This window comes from Sulfurihydrogenibium subterraneum DSM 15120, assembly GCF_000619805.1.
Taxonomy (GTDB): Bacteria; Aquificota; Aquificia; order Aquificales; family Hydrogenothermaceae; genus Sulfurihydrogenibium; species Sulfurihydrogenibium subterraneum.
Map to the genome: position 1 here is coordinate 12,560 of NZ_JHUV01000008.1, position 14,904 is coordinate 27,463.

A 14,904-nucleotide genomic window follows, 5' to 3' on the forward strand; every position below is an offset into this window, starting at 1 on the left:
ACTCCCTTTTTGACAATAGAATCTCTACTTTAAGGTTTAAGTATTTTATCATATTCCTAACTCTTGTTTTAATTTCTCGTGGAAAGACTCTCTAAACTTTTGAGAGTAAAATGCAATGTAAATTTCTGTTTGATTTTCATTATTTTTTTCCAGTTTTAACCATATTCTTCTATGAATCGTATAAAATGCAAGCATAGTTCCTAAAACTACTATAACTGTTCCAATCCATATAAGGTTAGTTCCTGGGAAATAACTAACTTGTAATCCTGAAAAGTATCTAGGTTGAAATGAGTCAATAAGCAGAATATAAGGGAGGCCGTAAGGTTTAGCAAATTTTTCGTAAGCAGGAATAGCAACAAACGGGTCAGCAGGTATAGGAATGTTAAATTCTTTTTGATTGTAATTTACTTGAGCTATTATCAAAGGGTCATAAACATCTTGCTGAGCAAGCATTGGGTTTTTGTAGTTAAGCGTTGTATTTTTTATTTGAAGTTGTACAGAATCAAAATTTAGATTTGGGTTTTTGTAAGTGTAATCAAGTTTAGGAGCTTTTGATATAAATTCCATCCATTTTCTGTCTAAATCTCTAAGTTGTTTTTCATACTCTTTTTTCTTTTCTTCGTCTATTTCTTGGGCAAGTTTTTGGTTTATTAGCATTCCTTCGTTCATAAAAGATAACAAATCATCATATTTAAACACAACTAATTTTGCTTCTTTTATCTCTCCTGTTTTACCGTAAGATGTTTGGAATATTCTGTGTCCTTCTACTTCTATAGGTTTGTTAACTTCTATTACACCGGATTTTACTGCTTTTCCACCTTTTATTATGTCTACCGTACTTTTGTATGACTTTACTGCACCTGCAAACTCTTTACTATCATAAAACTCAAGTTCAAACTTTTTAAGGTATATAGTAAAAGGTAATTTATAAGTCTCATTTCCGGGAACTAAGGAGCCTTCTCTGTATTTTCTTATGTAGTCCGCAGAATCACCTTCTGGAATCTCTATCTGACCTCTTACACCTAAAACGGAACCCATAAAAGCACCTATCAAGAAAACTATAATACCTATGTGGGTTACAAGCATTCCCATCCTTGATATTCTACCTTTCTCTGCATAAAGATAAACAACATTATCATTTTCTTTTATAGCTTCAACCTTTCTAAATCCAAGTCTATGTATTACGCTGATTATGTAATTTAAAACTTCATCTAAAGGTTTACTGTAATTTAACTTAATAGTTGAAGGTTTTTTAAGTAGTCCTTCAGGGAGCTTTTTTTCAACCTTACCGTAAGCGGTTTTGTAAATGGCAGGAAATCTTTCTATAGTTGCAAAAATAACCGCTATAGCAACTAATACTATTAAAAGCTGATAGTACCAAGAATGAAATACGTTGTTTAGCCAAGTAATCCATATTATTTTTGCTGGTATTTCACCGTATTCTTTGTAATAAGTTATGTAAGTCTCACCTTGTTTTATGTAGGTAGAACCTAAAACTGATAGTATTGCAAGAAGGATAAGGTAGATAACACCTAATTTTACATTTCCTAAAAATGAGAGTATTTTTTTAATCAAAGTTTTCCTCCGAATTTATATTCATCATCTCTTTGTATTTATCAACTACAGCTCTTCTTACTTCTTCTGCAAACTCTTTTGATAAAGGCTCTACTATCTCTAAAAATCTGTTAGAACTACTTTTTTTCTTAGGAAAGTTTATAAAAAGTCCTCCATGTTTTGACTCTATAACTTTTATGTCTCGGATTAAAATAGTATCATCTATAATTACCTCTGCAACGGCTCTAACTCTTCCGCCGATTCTTCCTGTGTCAAAAGGATAAATTTTTACGTCTGTTATTTTCATAGTGAAAGTATGTTATTTATTTCGTACTCTTGAATGTTAGGTACTCTTACTTTTCCAAAAGAAACTTGAAGAGGTTTTATTTTTAACTGACCATCTTCGTATGAAACCATAAAGTTTTTATGCCCTTCTACGTATTTTTCTACTGCAAAAACACCAAACTTAGAAGCCATAATTCTATCGTAAGCAGAAGGACTTCCGCCTCTTTGAATGTAGCCTAAAACCTGATACCTTATCTCGCCTATAGATTTATCCTTTAACCTTTGATTTAGTATTTCTGCAAGCTCTTTTGCAGATGCAACACCTTCTGCAAGGACGATGATAGCAAACCCTTTTTCCATAGCTTTTGCTTTTAAAATCTTTTCTTCTATTACATGAAGCGGAAGAGGGTATTCTGGTATAAGTGTTATTTCAGCTCCTGTAGCCATTCCAACTTCCAGTGCTATAAAACCACTGTCTCTACCCATTACTTCTACTATAAAAACTCTTTCGTGAGACATAGTGGTATCTTTTATTTTATCTATTGCTTCCATTGCATTATTAACAGCAGTATCAAAGCCTATTGCATACTCAGTACCATATATATCATTATCAATGGTTTTTGGTATTCCAATAACATTTAAATCAAAATCTTTATTTAAAAGGTAAGCACCTTGAAAACTACCGTTTCCACCTATCACAAACAAAGCATCTATACCTAAGTTTTTTATGTTTTCAAAAGCTATTTTTCTATAATCGTACTCTTTAAACCTTGGCTCTCTGGCTGTAAGTAGTATAGTTCCACCTCTTTGAAGTATTCCTGCGACACTCTTATAATCTAAAACTTTATAATCCTTTTCTATTAAACCTTTAAATCCTCTTATAAAGCCTATAACTTCGATTTTATAGTAGTTTGCTGTTCGGACAACTGCCCTTATACAGGCATTAAGCCCGGGACAGTCTCCACCACTTGTAAGTAATCCAATCCTCTTCATTACTTTTGCATATAACAAAAATCAGAAGCCTGAGCCATTTCCGGTATTAAATCGCCTGTTTGCTTATTAACATAAACTTTTCTTATTGTGGAAAGATTTTCATATCCTTTTAAATTAACTTCTCCAATAAAGTACTTATCATTTTCACACACGTTTATAACATAATCCTTTGTATTTCCTATGTAAGCCTGTATCTTCTTTTCTGCCTCTTGCTTAGTAATAGCAAAAGAAGAAGCTGTGATTAAAAGCGTTATTGTAAGTGCTAAAACTTTTCTCATAATACTATCCTCCTGCAAAAAATTTAAAGATAATTTTACCATTTTTTATTGTCTTTTTAAATGAAAGAGGTTATACTTAGAAATATAATCAATTTAAGGTTTTTTAAATGGTTTTTAAATGTGATATTACAACATTGAGACAGATTTATAAGAGATTAAAAGAAGTTTATGAGGTTATTTCGCCCGTTTACGATAATGGAGTAATACAGTATAGAAAAAATCCAGACTTTGATGCAATCCCTTTTGGTAAAGCTCAGATGGAGTATGCAGGAAGCTATTTTGTATCCGATAATATCGGAAAGTATTTCAGTTATGTAAGGCCTTATAATACTTTAAAAAACTTCCTAAGACCAGCGGAGGAGGTACTATACAGGGTTTATATTAAAGATGGAAAACTCTACTTTGAAAGTGAAAATAAACATACCAAAAAGCCTATGGCATTTTTTGACGTTAGGAAATGCGACTTAAAGGCTTTGTCTATATTAGATGAAGTTTTTATAAATAAAAATAACTATCCTGATGAATATTACAAGGAACTCAGAGAAAATTTATTTATAGTAGCAGTCAACTGCAGTGAAGTGTCAGATGTTTGCTTTTGCAGTTCTATGAACGTAAATTTTAACAATGATTATGGATCTGATATAGTTTTAACAGAATTAAAAAAAGGGTTTTTGTTAGAAGTTAAAACAGACAAAGGAAAGAGATTATTAGAAGGATTGAGTTTAAAGGAAGCGGATGAAGATGATTTAAAAGAAAAAAATGAAATTCTAACTCAAACTTACACTAAAATCAAAAAAAGCTTAAATAAAGAAAACTTAAAAGAAGAACTATATAAAAAGATAAATCATCCTTACTGGGAAGAGATAGGAAACAGATGTCTTGGATGTACGAGTTGTACACAAGTCTGCCCTACATGTTTCTGTTTTGATATAATTGAGAAAAATTCTTTAGATGGTAGTTATTCTGAAAGAGTAAGAATTTATGACTCTTGCTTTAATCCAAATTTCGCAACGGTTCATAAGTTTAACCTTAGAGATAAAATCTTTTTTAGATACAGACATTGGTTACTACATAAAATGGCTTATTGGCAAGATCAATTTGATGATATCGGTTGTGTAGGATGTGGAAGATGCATTACATGGTGTCCGGCTAAAATAGATATTGAGATAGAAACTAACAAAGTGAGAGATTTTGCGTGAAACCGTATGATTTAATAGAAGGAAAAATTTTAAAAGTTTATCAGGAGAATTACAATACAATAACTGTAATCGTAGAAGTAAATTTAAAAGACCCAAGACCAGGACAGTTTGTTATGTTTTATGCAATCGGTAGAGGAGAGGCTCCGATTACAATAGCTGATTACAAAGATGGTTTTATGGTTAATACTATCAGAATAGTAGGAGACGTTACTGGATACTTTGATAAAGCAAAAGAAGGTGATAGTATATACTTGCGTGGCCCTTACGGTAATCTGTGGCCTATTGATAAGGCTTTTGGAAAAAATCTTTTTATTGTTTCCGGTGGTTTAGGACTTGCTGCCACAAGATGGATTTTAGAAGAAGCTTTAAAACAAAAGCATAGATTTAAGAATGTAATTTCACTATATGGTGCCAAAAGTTACGATGATATCCTTTATAGAGAAAAAATTGAGGAATGGGAAAAGGAAATAGATTTTAAGACGATTTTGAATACAGGAAATGAAAGATGGAAAGGAAAAGTGGGATTAATCACAGATTTGATAAACGATACAGACATAGACAGTAATAGTGTTGTTTTTATGTGTGGTCCTGATCCTATGGTAAACGCTGTTATTGAAATACTTGAAAGTAAAGGTGTAAAAAAAGAAAATATTTACATATCTTTAGAAAGGCATATGAAATGTGCTGTTGGTACATGTGGACACTGTATGATTGGTCCCTACTTTGTCTGTAAAAATGGTCCAGTGTTTAACTACAAAGAAATTGAATACTTTTATACAAAAAAAGGTGTTTGATGAAAATAGGTATATTTAAGTTCTCTTCTTGTGATGGTTGTCAACTATCCTTTATAAATCTTTCCAGAGAGTTGGCTGAGTTAGAAAACTTTAATATAGATTACTTTTTGGAAGCCCAGTCTGTAAACAATTATGACTACTTTGATGTTTCTTTTGTAGAAGGGTCTGTATCTACAAATGAAGAAATTGAGAGGATAAAGGATATTAGAGAAAAAAGTAAAGTTCTTGTCAGTATTGGTGCTTGTGCTGTTTCAGGAGGTGTTCAATCTATCAGGAACTTTAGGAATATAGACGATATTAAAACTGTGTATAAAATTCAAGACATTACTCAAAATGTTCCTGAAAATGCTATTCCTATATCTCAGGTGGTAAAAGTTGATTTTGAAATTAGAGGATGTCCAGTATCAACAAATGTAATAAAAGATTTTATAAACTCTATTTTAATAGGTAAAAGTCCTCATAATTACAATTATCCTGTTTGTCTTGAATGTAAGAGGAGAGGCAACGTCTGTTTACTTATTTTGAATAATCCATGTTTAGGTCCTATTACAATGGCAGGATGTAATGCTCTATGTCCATCTCTGAGTAGAGGATGTTACGGCTGTTTCGGGCCTTACAAAGATGCAAATATTGAGGCGTTATATAATATTTTTAAGGAAAAAAATTGGGATATAAAAGAGTTTATTGAAAACAGTTTAAATCCTTACAATCCTATCTTTAGGGAAAAAATATGGAAACAAAACTTTTAACAAGAGTAGAGGGAGAAGGTACTTTAAAGCTGATATTAAAGGATAATTTAGTTCAAGATGTAGTCTTAAACATATTTGAACCGCCGAGATTTTTTGAAACTATTTTAAAAGGTAAAAAATTTGAAGTTATACCGGATATAACAGCGAGGATATGCGGAATTTGTCCTGTCGCTTATCAAATCAGTAGTGTTCAAGCTATTGAAAGTATATTTAATATAAAGGTTAGTAAGGAGGTTGAAAATTTAAGGAGAATCTTTTATTACGGTGAGTGGATTCACAGTCATGCAATACACGTTTTCTTTATGCATCTTCCGGATTTTTTAGGTTTAAGTTCTTTCTTTGAATTTATTAAGCTAAATCCGGATTTATCTAAAAAAGCTCTTTTTATAAAACAAACAGGACAGAAGATATTAGAAGTAATAGGAGGAAGAGATGTTCATCCTGTAACGGCATGTGTAGGAGGTTTTACTCACTTTCCAAAAGATGAAGAGATAAAATCGTTAATACCATACTTGGAAAAATCTTATGATTATTCTTTAGAGACAGTAGACTTCTTGTCAAAGTTGAATTTTCCAAAACATCTTATTCCTGAAGGCATAGTCTTTGTCTCATTAAAAGAGGAAGATTACTATCCAATACTAAAAGGCAAAATATACTTGTCAACAGGCTTGACTATAGATAAAGATGAGTTTTTAGAATACTTTTACGAGTTTGAAAAACCTTACTCAACAGCAAAGTACAGTAAAACAAAAGAGGGAAAAACTTATATTGTAGGACCTATAGCAAGATTTAACAACAGTTTTGATAATTTAACAGAAAATTCTAAAAAGATAGCTTTGAAGTATGGAGTAAAACCGATAGAAAGTAACATGTCTAAAACAATAATAATAAGGATGATTGAGATTTTAGATAGTATAGAAAGGTCTATAGAATTAATAAAACTCTATCAAAGAAACAGACTTAAAAATGAAAAGTACGAAATATTAGAAGGAGAAGGGACGGGTGTGTCCGAAGCTCCAAGGGGAATACTATGGCATAACTATAAACTCAATTCAAAAGGAATAATAGAAATAGCAAATATAATACCACCTACATCCCAAAATCAATCTGTAATAGAGGAGTTACTAAAAAGATTAATAATAAACGATAATTTAAAAGATGAGTTAACATTAATAAATTATGGAGAATCTATAATAAGAGACTTTGACCCTTGTATATCTTGCGCAACCCACTTTTTAAAAATTGACAAGCTAAATCTCAATAATAGGTAAAAGTTTGTCGTTCATTATTTTAACCATCTGGTCAAAAAGGTCTCTTGCAGTTTTTCCATCTTCTGGATATGAAGCAACACCTTCAACTAATTCCAATTTAATAGACTTTTTCAATCTTTCTATTGCTTTTTCTACCTGATTTTTATCTGTTTCTGGGAAGAATAAAAAAACAAAATCTTCATCAACAGGAGATAAAACATCCACACTCCTAATGTTCTCTCTGAGTTTAAAGAATATATCTATATCTTTTGGTTTATTTTCTATTAAAAGTTTTGTAATAGAAGGAAAGTATAAAAATGCTATTGAAAAATGTTTACTTTTTCCGTACCTTTTAATCCTTTCTATCTCTATCTCTACTAAAGCTTTAAAGACTTCGAAATCATAAATTTTTAATTCTTGGTTAGCCTGCATTTTTCCCCTCCTTTAAAAAGTAGTCAAAAAGTTCTTCTGTTTCTTCCCATAATAATTCTTCATCTTCTTTCCCAAAGTGGCCTTCTAATGCTGTTTTTTTGTATATAGGCTTTCTAAGTTTTAGTAATTCTATTATATCACTTACACTGAATTTGTAAAGATTTTTTTCAATTTTTTCTCCATTTTCACAATCTAAGTTTATAATTAATGGATACTCTGAACCTATTGCATAAACCATCTCAACTTTACACCTGTCTGCAAGTCCTCTTGAAACTATGTTTTTTGCTATAAACCTTGCAAAGTATGAAGCAGACCTATCTACTTTTGTTGGGTCTTTTCCAGAAAATGCACTTCCACCGTTTGGACAGGCTGTTCCATAAGCATCTGCAGCAATTTTTCTTCCAGTTAGTCCTGTATCTGCCATTGGTCCACCTATTATAAATCTACCAATAGGATTTATAACTATATTTGTTTTTTCGCTTATGTAATCTTTATACTTTAGTTTTTTTATTACTTCTTCGATAATTGCTTCTTTTAATTCTCTTTCTGTGATATATGGTTCGTGTTGAACCATAATAGCTATGTTTTTTACTCTAACAGGCTTTTCATCTTCATACTCAACGCTGACCAAAGCTTTACCGTCAGGTCTTAAAAATGGTAAGGTGCCGTCTTTTCTCAGAATGGTAAGTTTTTCTGTTATCTCACTTGCTACATTACATGGAAGAGGCATGTAGTTTTCTGTTTCGTTTGTTGCGTATCCTACAACAATACAGCTATCTCCTGCTCTATCTGAAGGTAGTCCTAAAGAAATTTCTGGGCTTTGGTCGTTTATAGTTGTAATTACTCCTGCTGTATATCCATCAAAACCGTACTCTGGCTTAGTATATCCTATCTCAATAAGCGTGTTTCTCACTATTGTAGGAATGTCCGAATATGCATCGGTAGATATCTCGCCTGCTACGTGAACAAGACCCATAGTGACTAAAACTTCGATAGAAGCTCTGGTATAAGGATCTTTTGATATTAAATCGTCTAATATGGCATCTGCTATTATATCTGCTATTTTATCAGGATGCCCCTGACACACACTCTCTGCACTTTTTATAGTTCTCATACCTTTACTCCTTAACTACATTCATCTGATAAGATAGCACCTTTATTTGCAGAGGTTACGAACTTTGAGTATCTTCTAAGCCAAGGACTTGGTATTTCTTTTTTCTTAGGTTTGAACTCTTTCATTCTTCTTTCAAACTCTTCTTGAGGTATTAACAACTCTATCTTTCTATTTGGAATATCTATTAATATCTCGTCTCCGTCTTGAATTATACCTATAGGTCCTCCTGCTGCAGCTTCTGGAGATACGTGTCCTATACAAGCTCCTCTTGTGGCACCAGAAAATCTTCCATCTGTTATAAGAGACACTTTGTCTCCAAGTCCCATTCCCATTATTGTTGACGTTGGAGCAAGCATTTCTCTCATTCCAGGTCCACCTTTTGGGCCTTCGTACCTGATAACAACTACGTTTCCTTCTTTTACTTTTCCATTTGTTATGCCTTTTATAGCTTCTTCTTCACTATCAAATACAACCGCTTTTCCTTTGTGAACCATTATTTTAGGGTCAACTGCTGCAGCTTTGACTACTGCTCCATCTGGTGCTATGTTTCCAAATAGTACTGCAAGCCCTCCAGTTTCACTGTATGGATTGTCTATAGGTCTTATAACATTGTAATCTTTAATTTCTGCATCTCTTATAGCCTCTCCCAAAGTTTTCATTAAAACTGTAGGTCTGCCTAAATGCAGTAGATTCTTTTTAGATAATTCTTTTAATATTGCATAGATTCCACCAGCTCTATCCAAATCTTCCATATGATATTGAGACGCGGGAGCTAGTTTACAAAGGGTTGGTGTTTTTCTTGAGATTTCATCTATTTTTTCCATAGGAAACTCAATTCCTGCCTCGTGAGCTATAGCTAAAAGGTGTAAAACTGTATTTGAAGACCCTCCCATTGCTATATCAAGTGTGAAAGCGTTCTCAAAAGTTTGATAGTTTACTATATCTCTGAATTTTAGGTTGGCTTTAACAAGCTCTACTATCTGTCTTCCTGCTTGTTTTGCGAGTTCTATTCTTCTTGGGTCTATTGCAAGTATCGAACCATTTCCAGGAAGAGCAATTCCCAAAGCTTCAGCAAGACAGTTCATAGAGTTTGCTGTAAACATTCCAGAACAAGACCCACACGTAGGGCAAGCATGGGACTCAATGTCTAAAAGTTCTTCTTCTTTTATCAATCCTTTCTTTATAGAACCAACGGCTTCAAAAACTGTTGCTAAATCTATAGGTTTTCCGTTTTGGGTATGACCAGCTGCCATAGGACCACCACTGACTAAAATAGTAGGAATATTTACCCTTGCAGCTGCCATTATCATACCGGGGACAATCTTATCGCAGTTTGGTATAAGGACAAGTCCATCTAACTTGTGAGCTTGGACAACGGTCTCTACGCTGTCTGCTATTAATTCTCTACTTGGAAGAGAGTAAAACATACCAGAGTGCCCCATTGCTATTCCGTCATCAACGCCAATAACATTAAATTCAAATGGAACTCCTCCAGCTTCTCTAATAGCCTGCTTTACGTGTTGTGCAAACTCTTGAAGATGAACATGCCCAGGGATTATATCTATGTAAGAGTTAGCGACACCTATAAACGGTTTTCCAAAGTCTTCTTCTTTAAGTCCACATGCTCTAAGTAAACTTCTATGGGGAGCTCTTTCTATTCCCTTTTTTATTTCATCACTTCTCATCTTTTCCTCCTAAATACCGATAAGTTAGTTAATAGTATAGCAAAATTTTTTGGTATAATAGAGTTTAATGGCAAGCAAAAAATTCCTAAACTTTTTAATAGGTCTTTTAATGTTTACACTTTTTGTTAAGCCAACTTTCGCATTAAATGAGGATTTAAATCGTTGCTTTTACGAAGCCTCTGTTAGTTATAATGTTCCTCAGGGATTGCTTATTGCAATTGCAAAAGTTGAGTCTGGATTTAGACCTTGGGTTATAAACATAAATCAAAATGGTAAGTCAGTTAAAGTTATAAATCCAAAATCTTTAACAGAAGCTTTAGTGTATGTTAGATATTTACATGATAACGGTTATAATTACGATGTTGGAATAGGTCAGATAAATGTATGGAATATAAAAAGATTGAAGCTTCAACCTGAACAGCTTTTAGACCCTTGCAACAACATAAAAGTTTCTGCATACATTTTAAGAGAAAACATTAACAAGTACGGTTTAACTTGGGATGCAATATGGCGTTATAACGGTAGAAAAGATTACGCTTACAAAGTTTACAACGCCTTAATATCTATGGGACTTGTAGCTCGTAGATAACTTTTTCGCATATTCTATCCTGCAGGTCAAACATTATTTTTGCATCTTCTTCGTTTGTTTCATGGTCATAACCTAAAAGATGTAAAATACCATGGGTTAATAATCTTACTATCTCGGCTTTGTAAGAATGACCTATTTCTCTAGCTTGATTTTTTGCATACGGCAGAGATATTATTACATCACCTAAAACTCTGTATTTATAGCCTATGGTATATCCTTGAGGAAAGGATAAAACATCTGTAGGTTTATCTTTACCACGCCACTGTTTATTTATACTTTTTATTGTATCGTTATCTGTAAGTGTTATACTTACCTCTACATTTTCCAGCTGAAGGTTGTTTAAAATTTGATCTACTACCTTTTTTACAAATTCTTTTGTTATTTCTCTATCATAAACTTCCTTATTTATAAGTATTCTATTTTTCATTCTGATTTTCTTCTTCGTATTTATTGTAAGCTTCTATTATCCTTTGAACTATAGGATGTCTTACTACGTCCTTTTCAGAAAATCTTGTAAATCCTATTCCTTTTACACCATCTAAAATTTTTATAGCTTCTATTAATCCGGACTGACTTGTTTTTGGTAAATCTATTTGGGTTACGTCTCCTGTTATCACAGCTTTTGAACCAAACCCTATCCTCGTTAATAACATTTTCATCTGCTCTTTTGTTGTATTTTGTGCTTCATCAAGGATTATAAAAGCATCGTTTAAAGTCCTACCTCTCATAAACGCCAAAGGTGCAACTTCAATAACTTTTTTTTCTATCATATCGTTTACTTTTTCCGGGTCAACCATATCGTAAAGTGCATCGTATAGTGGTCTTAAGTACGGGTCAACTTTTTCTTCTAATGTTCCTGGTAAAAATCCTAACTTTTCTCCAGCTTCTACCGCAGGTCTTGTTAGAATTACCCTACTTACTTTATTCTGTTTTAGATAAGAAACAGCAACTGCCATTGCAAGATATGTTTTACCTGTTCCGGCTGGTCCTATTCCAAAAGTGATATCATTTTTCTTTATCGTTTCAACGTATAACTTTTGAGTAGGTGTTTTTGCCATAATAGGCTTTCTCTTGTATGAGAATAAAATTGTATCTGCTACTTTTACTTTCTCTTGTTCTCTTTCTAATTTTTCTTCTTTTTCTAGTTCAAGTTTAAATCCAACTGCAAGGTTTCTTATGTCTTGAGGTGATAGTATATGTCCTACTTCAAAATATGATGATACTTTTTCCATAAACTCTTCAAATTTATCTAGATTTTCCTCTTCACCAGAAGCTATTATTGATGTTCCCCTTGCAAAGATCTTTAGGTTAAAAAGTTCTTCAAAGTATCTTAGATTTTCGTCTCTGGTTCCAACTACATTAAAAAAGGCTTCTACAGGTATTTGCACTTCTAACTTTAAAATTCTTAAAACCTCCGTTTCAAATTTTTGATTAATTTATACCTTTTCAATCTAATTTCCATCCTTTTTGTATGTTAAAAAACTCTAAAAGTTCATTTAATTTTTTTGCTTCCAACTGTCCTGGTGCAAAAGACTGACCTATAAATGTGTAGGTTATTAAACTTCCAAATACAGGTGCTATTACTCTTGAAACTTTTCCTATTTCTCCCATAAGTATTGCTACCAAATTTTTCTCTCTGTTTTTGTGTGTGATACACATAACCCTTGCTACATCTTCAAAACTTCTTGCTTTAAAGGCATACTTTACTATATCAGCTCCCATCAGCTTACTTTCATTTATTATAGTTTGGATATAATCATCAGAAGGAGTTTTTTCAAAATCATGGTAGGACATTATTACAGATTTTCCTTTTGAGTGATAAAAGTCTATTACTTGTTTATTTATTTTAAATGAAGTATATTCTATATCTGCCATATCTACATAATCTGCTATTTGGCTAAATATTTCAAATCTTCCTTCATCTGGTATATCGGCTCCCCCTTCAAGTTTACTTCTTACAGTTGCAAGTGCTATAAATCCTTTTTCTTTTACTTTTTTTATTACATCTAATATATGTTTAAAATCTCTGATTTTAAATTGATCTATCCTCAATTCAATTATATCAATATCTTCTAAAAGTGCTTTTGATAATGTATCTTCTACATTATCATCCGTGATAGGTAAAGCTAACTTTACCATTTTTTATAACTCCATAGTTTTTTAAACAAACTTTGTCTTTACCATTTTATCATAAAATAAAAAATAATATTTTTACCTGTATAAGTTCATATAGACAGTGAACACCTACCCACTGTGAAATAAAAAATTTACTAAACAGAAGGCAAAATGAAAGGTGTTAAAGAAGTTATGGTTAATAGAGAAAATGGAATATACGATAGATGAGATGAATAGAAGATTAAGTAGTTATGTGGAAAAATACAATTTTATAAGACCGCACTACTCTTTAGGATATAAAACTCCTGCAGACATGCTTAATAAAATGTGATAAAATTTTTTAGGTGTGGGTGTTCATGATGTATAGAACTTATACACGGACTTTTAGCTAACAAAATAATGTTAGAAAGAGACATCGAAAATTTTGAGGAAAATCTGAAAAATATGTTAAAAGAAGGAAAAGAGAAAAACATAGAAGAGTTAGAAACAGGTAGAAGAACTGGCTGTTATGTATCCATAAATGATAAACGCAACTTTCTTGCACACAGCGGTTTAAACGTAAAATCACTATGTTGAAAAAACAAGATGACAAATTGTACATAGGTTATTGTGATTTTAAAGAAGATAGTAAAAAAATTATAGAAGATTTTCTAAAGTAGTTACAAAAAAGCTCTAATTCCATTTAGAATATCAGAACTTTATTTATTCATATATTTCCACACAGCATTGTCTAATTCCGCTGGTGATATTCCAAGTAAGTAAGCTGCTTCTCTATAAATATTAAATAACCTATCATAGTCACTCGCACTATCAGAAGGATTTCCGACATGAATTCCCGCTTTTTCTGCAAACTGTGTTAGTAATCTGTCTATGGCTACCACATCTGGCACGCCTGCGAGAATCCCTATGTAATCTCTGGTCTTGCGCCCAATATTCTTTAAACTTAATAGCTTATCTCTTATGCTCCAATAATTTTTCCTTAAATCACTAACAGTATCAATACCTTTTTGTAAAAAAAACTGTGTAAGTTCTTGAATACATTCTCTTTTTGCACTATTTTCAACAGCTACTTCTATCATTTTATTCATGTTTTGATAAACTCCTGTCGTGGTGGGTAAATCTGGATATCTTGCTATTTCTTCAACCCTTGGCTTAACTACTCTATCGTAATTCAGTCCAGCTTGCATACAGGCATCCATAATAAGTGCTCCCATATGATTCTGTATTGGAGGTGAACCATAATTACGGAAATTGGGGATTTCTTGTTTTACAAAGTCTACAAGTTTTTTTGCATCGCTCATAACTTAATCCTCCTGCAAGAAATTACTTCAATTCCCTCATAGTTGGGGAAAAACAAAGAAAGAAGCTAAAGAGAAAGCAAAACAGATAGACCTTAAAGAGTTTCTATCCCACATAGTTCAGACAAAACTTGACTCATACATACTAATGTTAAACAGAAAAGGAGTCTTTCTATCCCACATAGTTCAGACAAAACCCGTTAATTTTCAAAAATAAAAAAATTAAATAACCAAGTAATGACGCTGGTTTGCTGGCAGTTTTTATTTTCGTTAACCATTCGCAAATTGAGGTTAATTGCATCAAACCTCACATAATGCAAATATATTTTCTGTTATATTCCCACTTTCACCCTTATCACTACTTGATTATTACAATAATATATTTTCTGTTATCACGATGCAAAATTTAATGATAATTGTTATCAATAAGCTAATTTTAGCTAATTTTCAAAAAATTAAGTGGGATTTAAACCTATTCAGTTGTCAAGGTATTTAAATTTTAACCATTAACCACTAAAAACATTATACAAAACTTTTTCAAAAAATGCAACTTTTCTACTTCAAAACCA

General features: G+C 32.3%; 18 protein-coding genes. 7 read left to right on the top strand and 11 right to left on the bottom strand.

The window, feature by feature from the left end:
- Positions 1-48: 48 nt before the first annotated feature.
- Genes resB through Q385_RS0100770 form a run of 4 tightly spaced genes read right to left on the bottom strand, consistent with a single transcriptional unit; the run spans position 49 to position 3,110 of the window.
- A complete protein-coding gene (gene resB / locus Q385_RS0100755) occupies positions 49-1,575 on the bottom strand; it encodes a cytochrome c biogenesis protein ResB (protein ID WP_028949833.1) in 1,527 nt (508 codons plus the stop codon).
- The gene (locus tag Q385_RS0100760) at positions 1,568-1,861 is read right to left on the bottom strand and encodes a SpoVG family protein (RefSeq protein ID WP_028949834.1); all 294 of its coding nucleotides are present in this window, start codon (positions 1,859-1,861) and stop codon (positions 1,568-1,570) included. Before Q385_RS0100760 ends, resB begins: the two co-directional genes overlap by 8 nt.
- Positions 1,858-2,832: a 6-phosphofructokinase gene (gene pfkA, locus Q385_RS0100765; protein ID WP_028949835.1), complete on the bottom strand. Its 975-nt coding sequence runs from the start codon at positions 2,830-2,832 to the stop codon at positions 1,858-1,860. The genes Q385_RS0100760 and pfkA overlap by 4 nt, the downstream gene beginning before the upstream one ends.
- Entirely contained in the window at positions 2,832-3,110 is a 279-nt protein-coding gene (locus tag Q385_RS0100770) for a hypothetical protein (protein ID WP_028949836.1), read from the bottom strand. The genes pfkA and Q385_RS0100770 overlap by 1 nt, the downstream gene beginning before the upstream one ends.
- Positions 3,111-3,217: 107 nt before the next feature.
- Here Q385_RS0100770 and Q385_RS0100775 point away from each other — a divergent pair, with 107 nt between their 5' ends.
- The 4 genes from Q385_RS0100775 to Q385_RS0100790 are packed head-to-tail and all read left to right on the top strand — an operon-like array spanning position 3,218 to position 7,123.
- The gene (locus Q385_RS0100775; protein ID WP_028949837.1) at positions 3,218-4,309 is read left to right on the top strand and encodes a 4Fe-4S dicluster domain-containing protein; all 1,092 of its coding nucleotides are present in this window, start codon (positions 3,218-3,220) and stop codon (positions 4,307-4,309) included.
- On the top strand, positions 4,306-5,103 hold the full coding sequence (locus tag Q385_RS0100780) for an FAD/NAD(P)-binding protein (protein ID WP_028949838.1): 798 nt from the start codon (positions 4,306-4,308) through the stop codon (positions 5,101-5,103). Before Q385_RS0100775 ends, Q385_RS0100780 begins: the two co-directional genes overlap by 4 nt.
- Complete coding sequence (locus Q385_RS0100785; RefSeq protein WP_028949839.1) at positions 5,103-5,852, top strand: NADH-quinone oxidoreductase subunit B family protein; 750 nt, start codon at positions 5,103-5,105, stop codon at positions 5,850-5,852. The genes Q385_RS0100780 and Q385_RS0100785 overlap by 1 nt, the downstream gene beginning before the upstream one ends.
- The gene (locus tag Q385_RS0100790) at positions 5,834-7,123 is read left to right on the top strand and encodes a Ni/Fe hydrogenase subunit alpha (protein ID WP_028949840.1); all 1,290 of its coding nucleotides are present in this window, start codon (positions 5,834-5,836) and stop codon (positions 7,121-7,123) included. The genes Q385_RS0100785 and Q385_RS0100790 overlap by 19 nt, the downstream gene beginning before the upstream one ends.
- Here Q385_RS0100790 and Q385_RS0100795 read toward each other — a convergent pair.
- From Q385_RS0100795 to ilvD, 3 genes are read right to left on the bottom strand one after another with little or no spacing between them, the layout of a single operon-like run.
- Positions 7,103-7,534, bottom strand: a complete 432-nt coding sequence (locus tag Q385_RS0100795) for a nucleotidyl cyclase domain-containing protein (RefSeq protein ID WP_028949841.1) — start codon at positions 7,532-7,534, stop codon at positions 7,103-7,105. The two genes, Q385_RS0100790 and Q385_RS0100795, sit on opposite strands and share 21 nt — an antisense overlap.
- Positions 7,524-8,648, bottom strand: coding sequence for a methionine adenosyltransferase (gene metK / locus Q385_RS0100800; RefSeq protein ID WP_028949842.1), 1,125 nt, complete (start codon positions 8,646-8,648; stop codon positions 7,524-7,526). Before metK ends, Q385_RS0100795 begins: the two co-directional genes overlap by 11 nt.
- Positions 8,649-8,659: 11 nt before the next feature.
- On the bottom strand, positions 8,660-10,333 hold the full coding sequence (ilvD, locus tag Q385_RS0100805) for a dihydroxy-acid dehydratase (RefSeq protein WP_028949843.1): 1,674 nt from the start codon (positions 10,331-10,333) through the stop codon (positions 8,660-8,662).
- Positions 10,334-10,400: 67 nt separating this feature from the next.
- Between ilvD and Q385_RS0100810 the strand changes: the two genes are divergently transcribed.
- Positions 10,401-10,922, top strand: coding sequence for a lytic transglycosylase domain-containing protein (locus tag Q385_RS0100810; RefSeq protein WP_028949844.1), 522 nt, complete (start codon positions 10,401-10,403; stop codon positions 10,920-10,922).
- Here the strand turns inward: Q385_RS0100810 and ybeY are convergent.
- From ybeY to aroD, 3 genes are all read right to left on the bottom strand, one after another.
- Complete coding sequence (ybeY, locus tag Q385_RS0100815; RefSeq protein WP_028949845.1) at positions 10,897-11,349, bottom strand: rRNA maturation RNase YbeY; 453 nt, start codon at positions 11,347-11,349, stop codon at positions 10,897-10,899. The genes Q385_RS0100810 and ybeY overlap by 26 nt on opposite strands.
- On the bottom strand, positions 11,339-12,154 hold the full coding sequence (locus Q385_RS0100820; RefSeq protein WP_245596351.1) for a PhoH family protein: 816 nt from the start codon (positions 12,152-12,154) through the stop codon (positions 11,339-11,341). Before Q385_RS0100820 ends, ybeY begins: the two co-directional genes overlap by 11 nt.
- A gap of 214 nt (positions 12,155-12,368) precedes the next feature.
- Complete coding sequence (gene aroD, locus Q385_RS0100825; RefSeq protein ID WP_028949847.1) at positions 12,369-13,061, bottom strand: type I 3-dehydroquinate dehydratase; 693 nt, start codon at positions 13,059-13,061, stop codon at positions 12,369-12,371.
- Between the two features lie 154 nt (positions 13,062-13,215).
- Between aroD and Q385_RS09190 the strand changes: the two genes are divergently transcribed.
- Positions 13,216-13,368, top strand: a complete 153-nt coding sequence (locus Q385_RS09190) for an integrase core domain-containing protein (RefSeq protein WP_084609393.1) — start codon at positions 13,216-13,218, stop codon at positions 13,366-13,368.
- A 68-nt stretch (positions 13,369-13,436) separates the two neighbouring features.
- Positions 13,437-13,613, top strand: a complete 177-nt coding sequence (locus Q385_RS09540) for a TM1812 family CRISPR-associated protein (protein WP_425427180.1) — start codon at positions 13,437-13,439, stop codon at positions 13,611-13,613.
- Between the two features lie 122 nt (positions 13,614-13,735).
- On the opposite strand, the gene Q385_RS0100835 is transcribed toward Q385_RS09540, so the two are convergent.
- Positions 13,736-14,338 (bottom strand): HhH-GDP family DNA glycosylase, encoded by a 603-nt coding sequence (locus Q385_RS0100835; RefSeq protein ID WP_028949848.1) that lies wholly within the window; start codon positions 14,336-14,338, stop codon positions 13,736-13,738.
- Positions 14,339-14,904 lie beyond the last annotated feature (566 nt).

What these genes read in the sequence shown, in the direction of transcription:
- Q385_RS0100760 (WP_028949834.1), bottom strand. Translation starts at nt 1,861, where the DNA reads ATGAAAATAACAGACGTAAAAATTTATCCTTTTGACACAGGAAGAATC.
- pfkA (WP_028949835.1), bottom strand. Translation starts at nt 2,832, where the DNA reads ATGAAGAGGATTGGATTACTTACAAGTGGTGGAGACTGTCCCGGGCTT.
- Q385_RS0100770 (WP_028949836.1), bottom strand. Translation starts at nt 3,110, where the DNA reads ATGAGAAAAGTTTTAGCACTTACAATAACGCTTTTAATCACAGCTTCT.
- Q385_RS0100775 (WP_028949837.1), top strand. Translation starts at nt 3,218, where the DNA reads ATGGTTTTTAAATGTGATATTACAACATTGAGACAGATTTATAAGAGA.
- Q385_RS0100785 (WP_028949839.1), top strand. Translation starts at nt 5,103, where the DNA reads ATGAAAATAGGTATATTTAAGTTCTCTTCTTGTGATGGTTGTCAACTA.
- Q385_RS0100790 (WP_028949840.1), top strand. Translation starts at nt 5,834, where the DNA reads ATGGAAACAAAACTTTTAACAAGAGTAGAGGGAGAAGGTACTTTAAAG.
- Q385_RS0100795 (WP_028949841.1), bottom strand. Translation starts at nt 7,534, where the DNA reads ATGCAGGCTAACCAAGAATTAAAAATTTATGATTTCGAAGTCTTTAAA.
- metK (WP_028949842.1), bottom strand. Translation starts at nt 8,648, where the DNA reads ATGAGAACTATAAAAAGTGCAGAGAGTGTGTGTCAGGGGCATCCTGAT.
- ilvD (WP_028949843.1), bottom strand. Translation starts at nt 10,333, where the DNA reads ATGAGAAGTGATGAAATAAAAAAGGGAATAGAAAGAGCTCCCCATAGA.
- Q385_RS0100810 (WP_028949844.1), top strand. Translation starts at nt 10,401, where the DNA reads ATGGCAAGCAAAAAATTCCTAAACTTTTTAATAGGTCTTTTAATGTTT.
- ybeY (WP_028949845.1), bottom strand. Translation starts at nt 11,349, where the DNA reads ATGAAAAATAGAATACTTATAAATAAGGAAGTTTATGATAGAGAAATA.
- Q385_RS0100820 (WP_245596351.1), bottom strand. Translation starts at nt 12,154, where the DNA reads ATGGAAAAAGTATCATCATATTTTGAAGTAGGACATATACTATCACCT.
- aroD (WP_028949847.1), bottom strand. Translation starts at nt 13,061, where the DNA reads ATGGTAAAGTTAGCTTTACCTATCACGGATGATAATGTAGAAGATACA.
- Q385_RS09540 (WP_425427180.1), top strand. Translation starts at nt 13,437, where the DNA reads ATGTTAGAAAGAGACATCGAAAATTTTGAGGAAAATCTGAAAAATATG.
- Q385_RS0100835 (WP_028949848.1), bottom strand. Translation starts at nt 14,338, where the DNA reads ATGAGCGATGCAAAAAAACTTGTAGACTTTGTAAAACAAGAAATCCCC.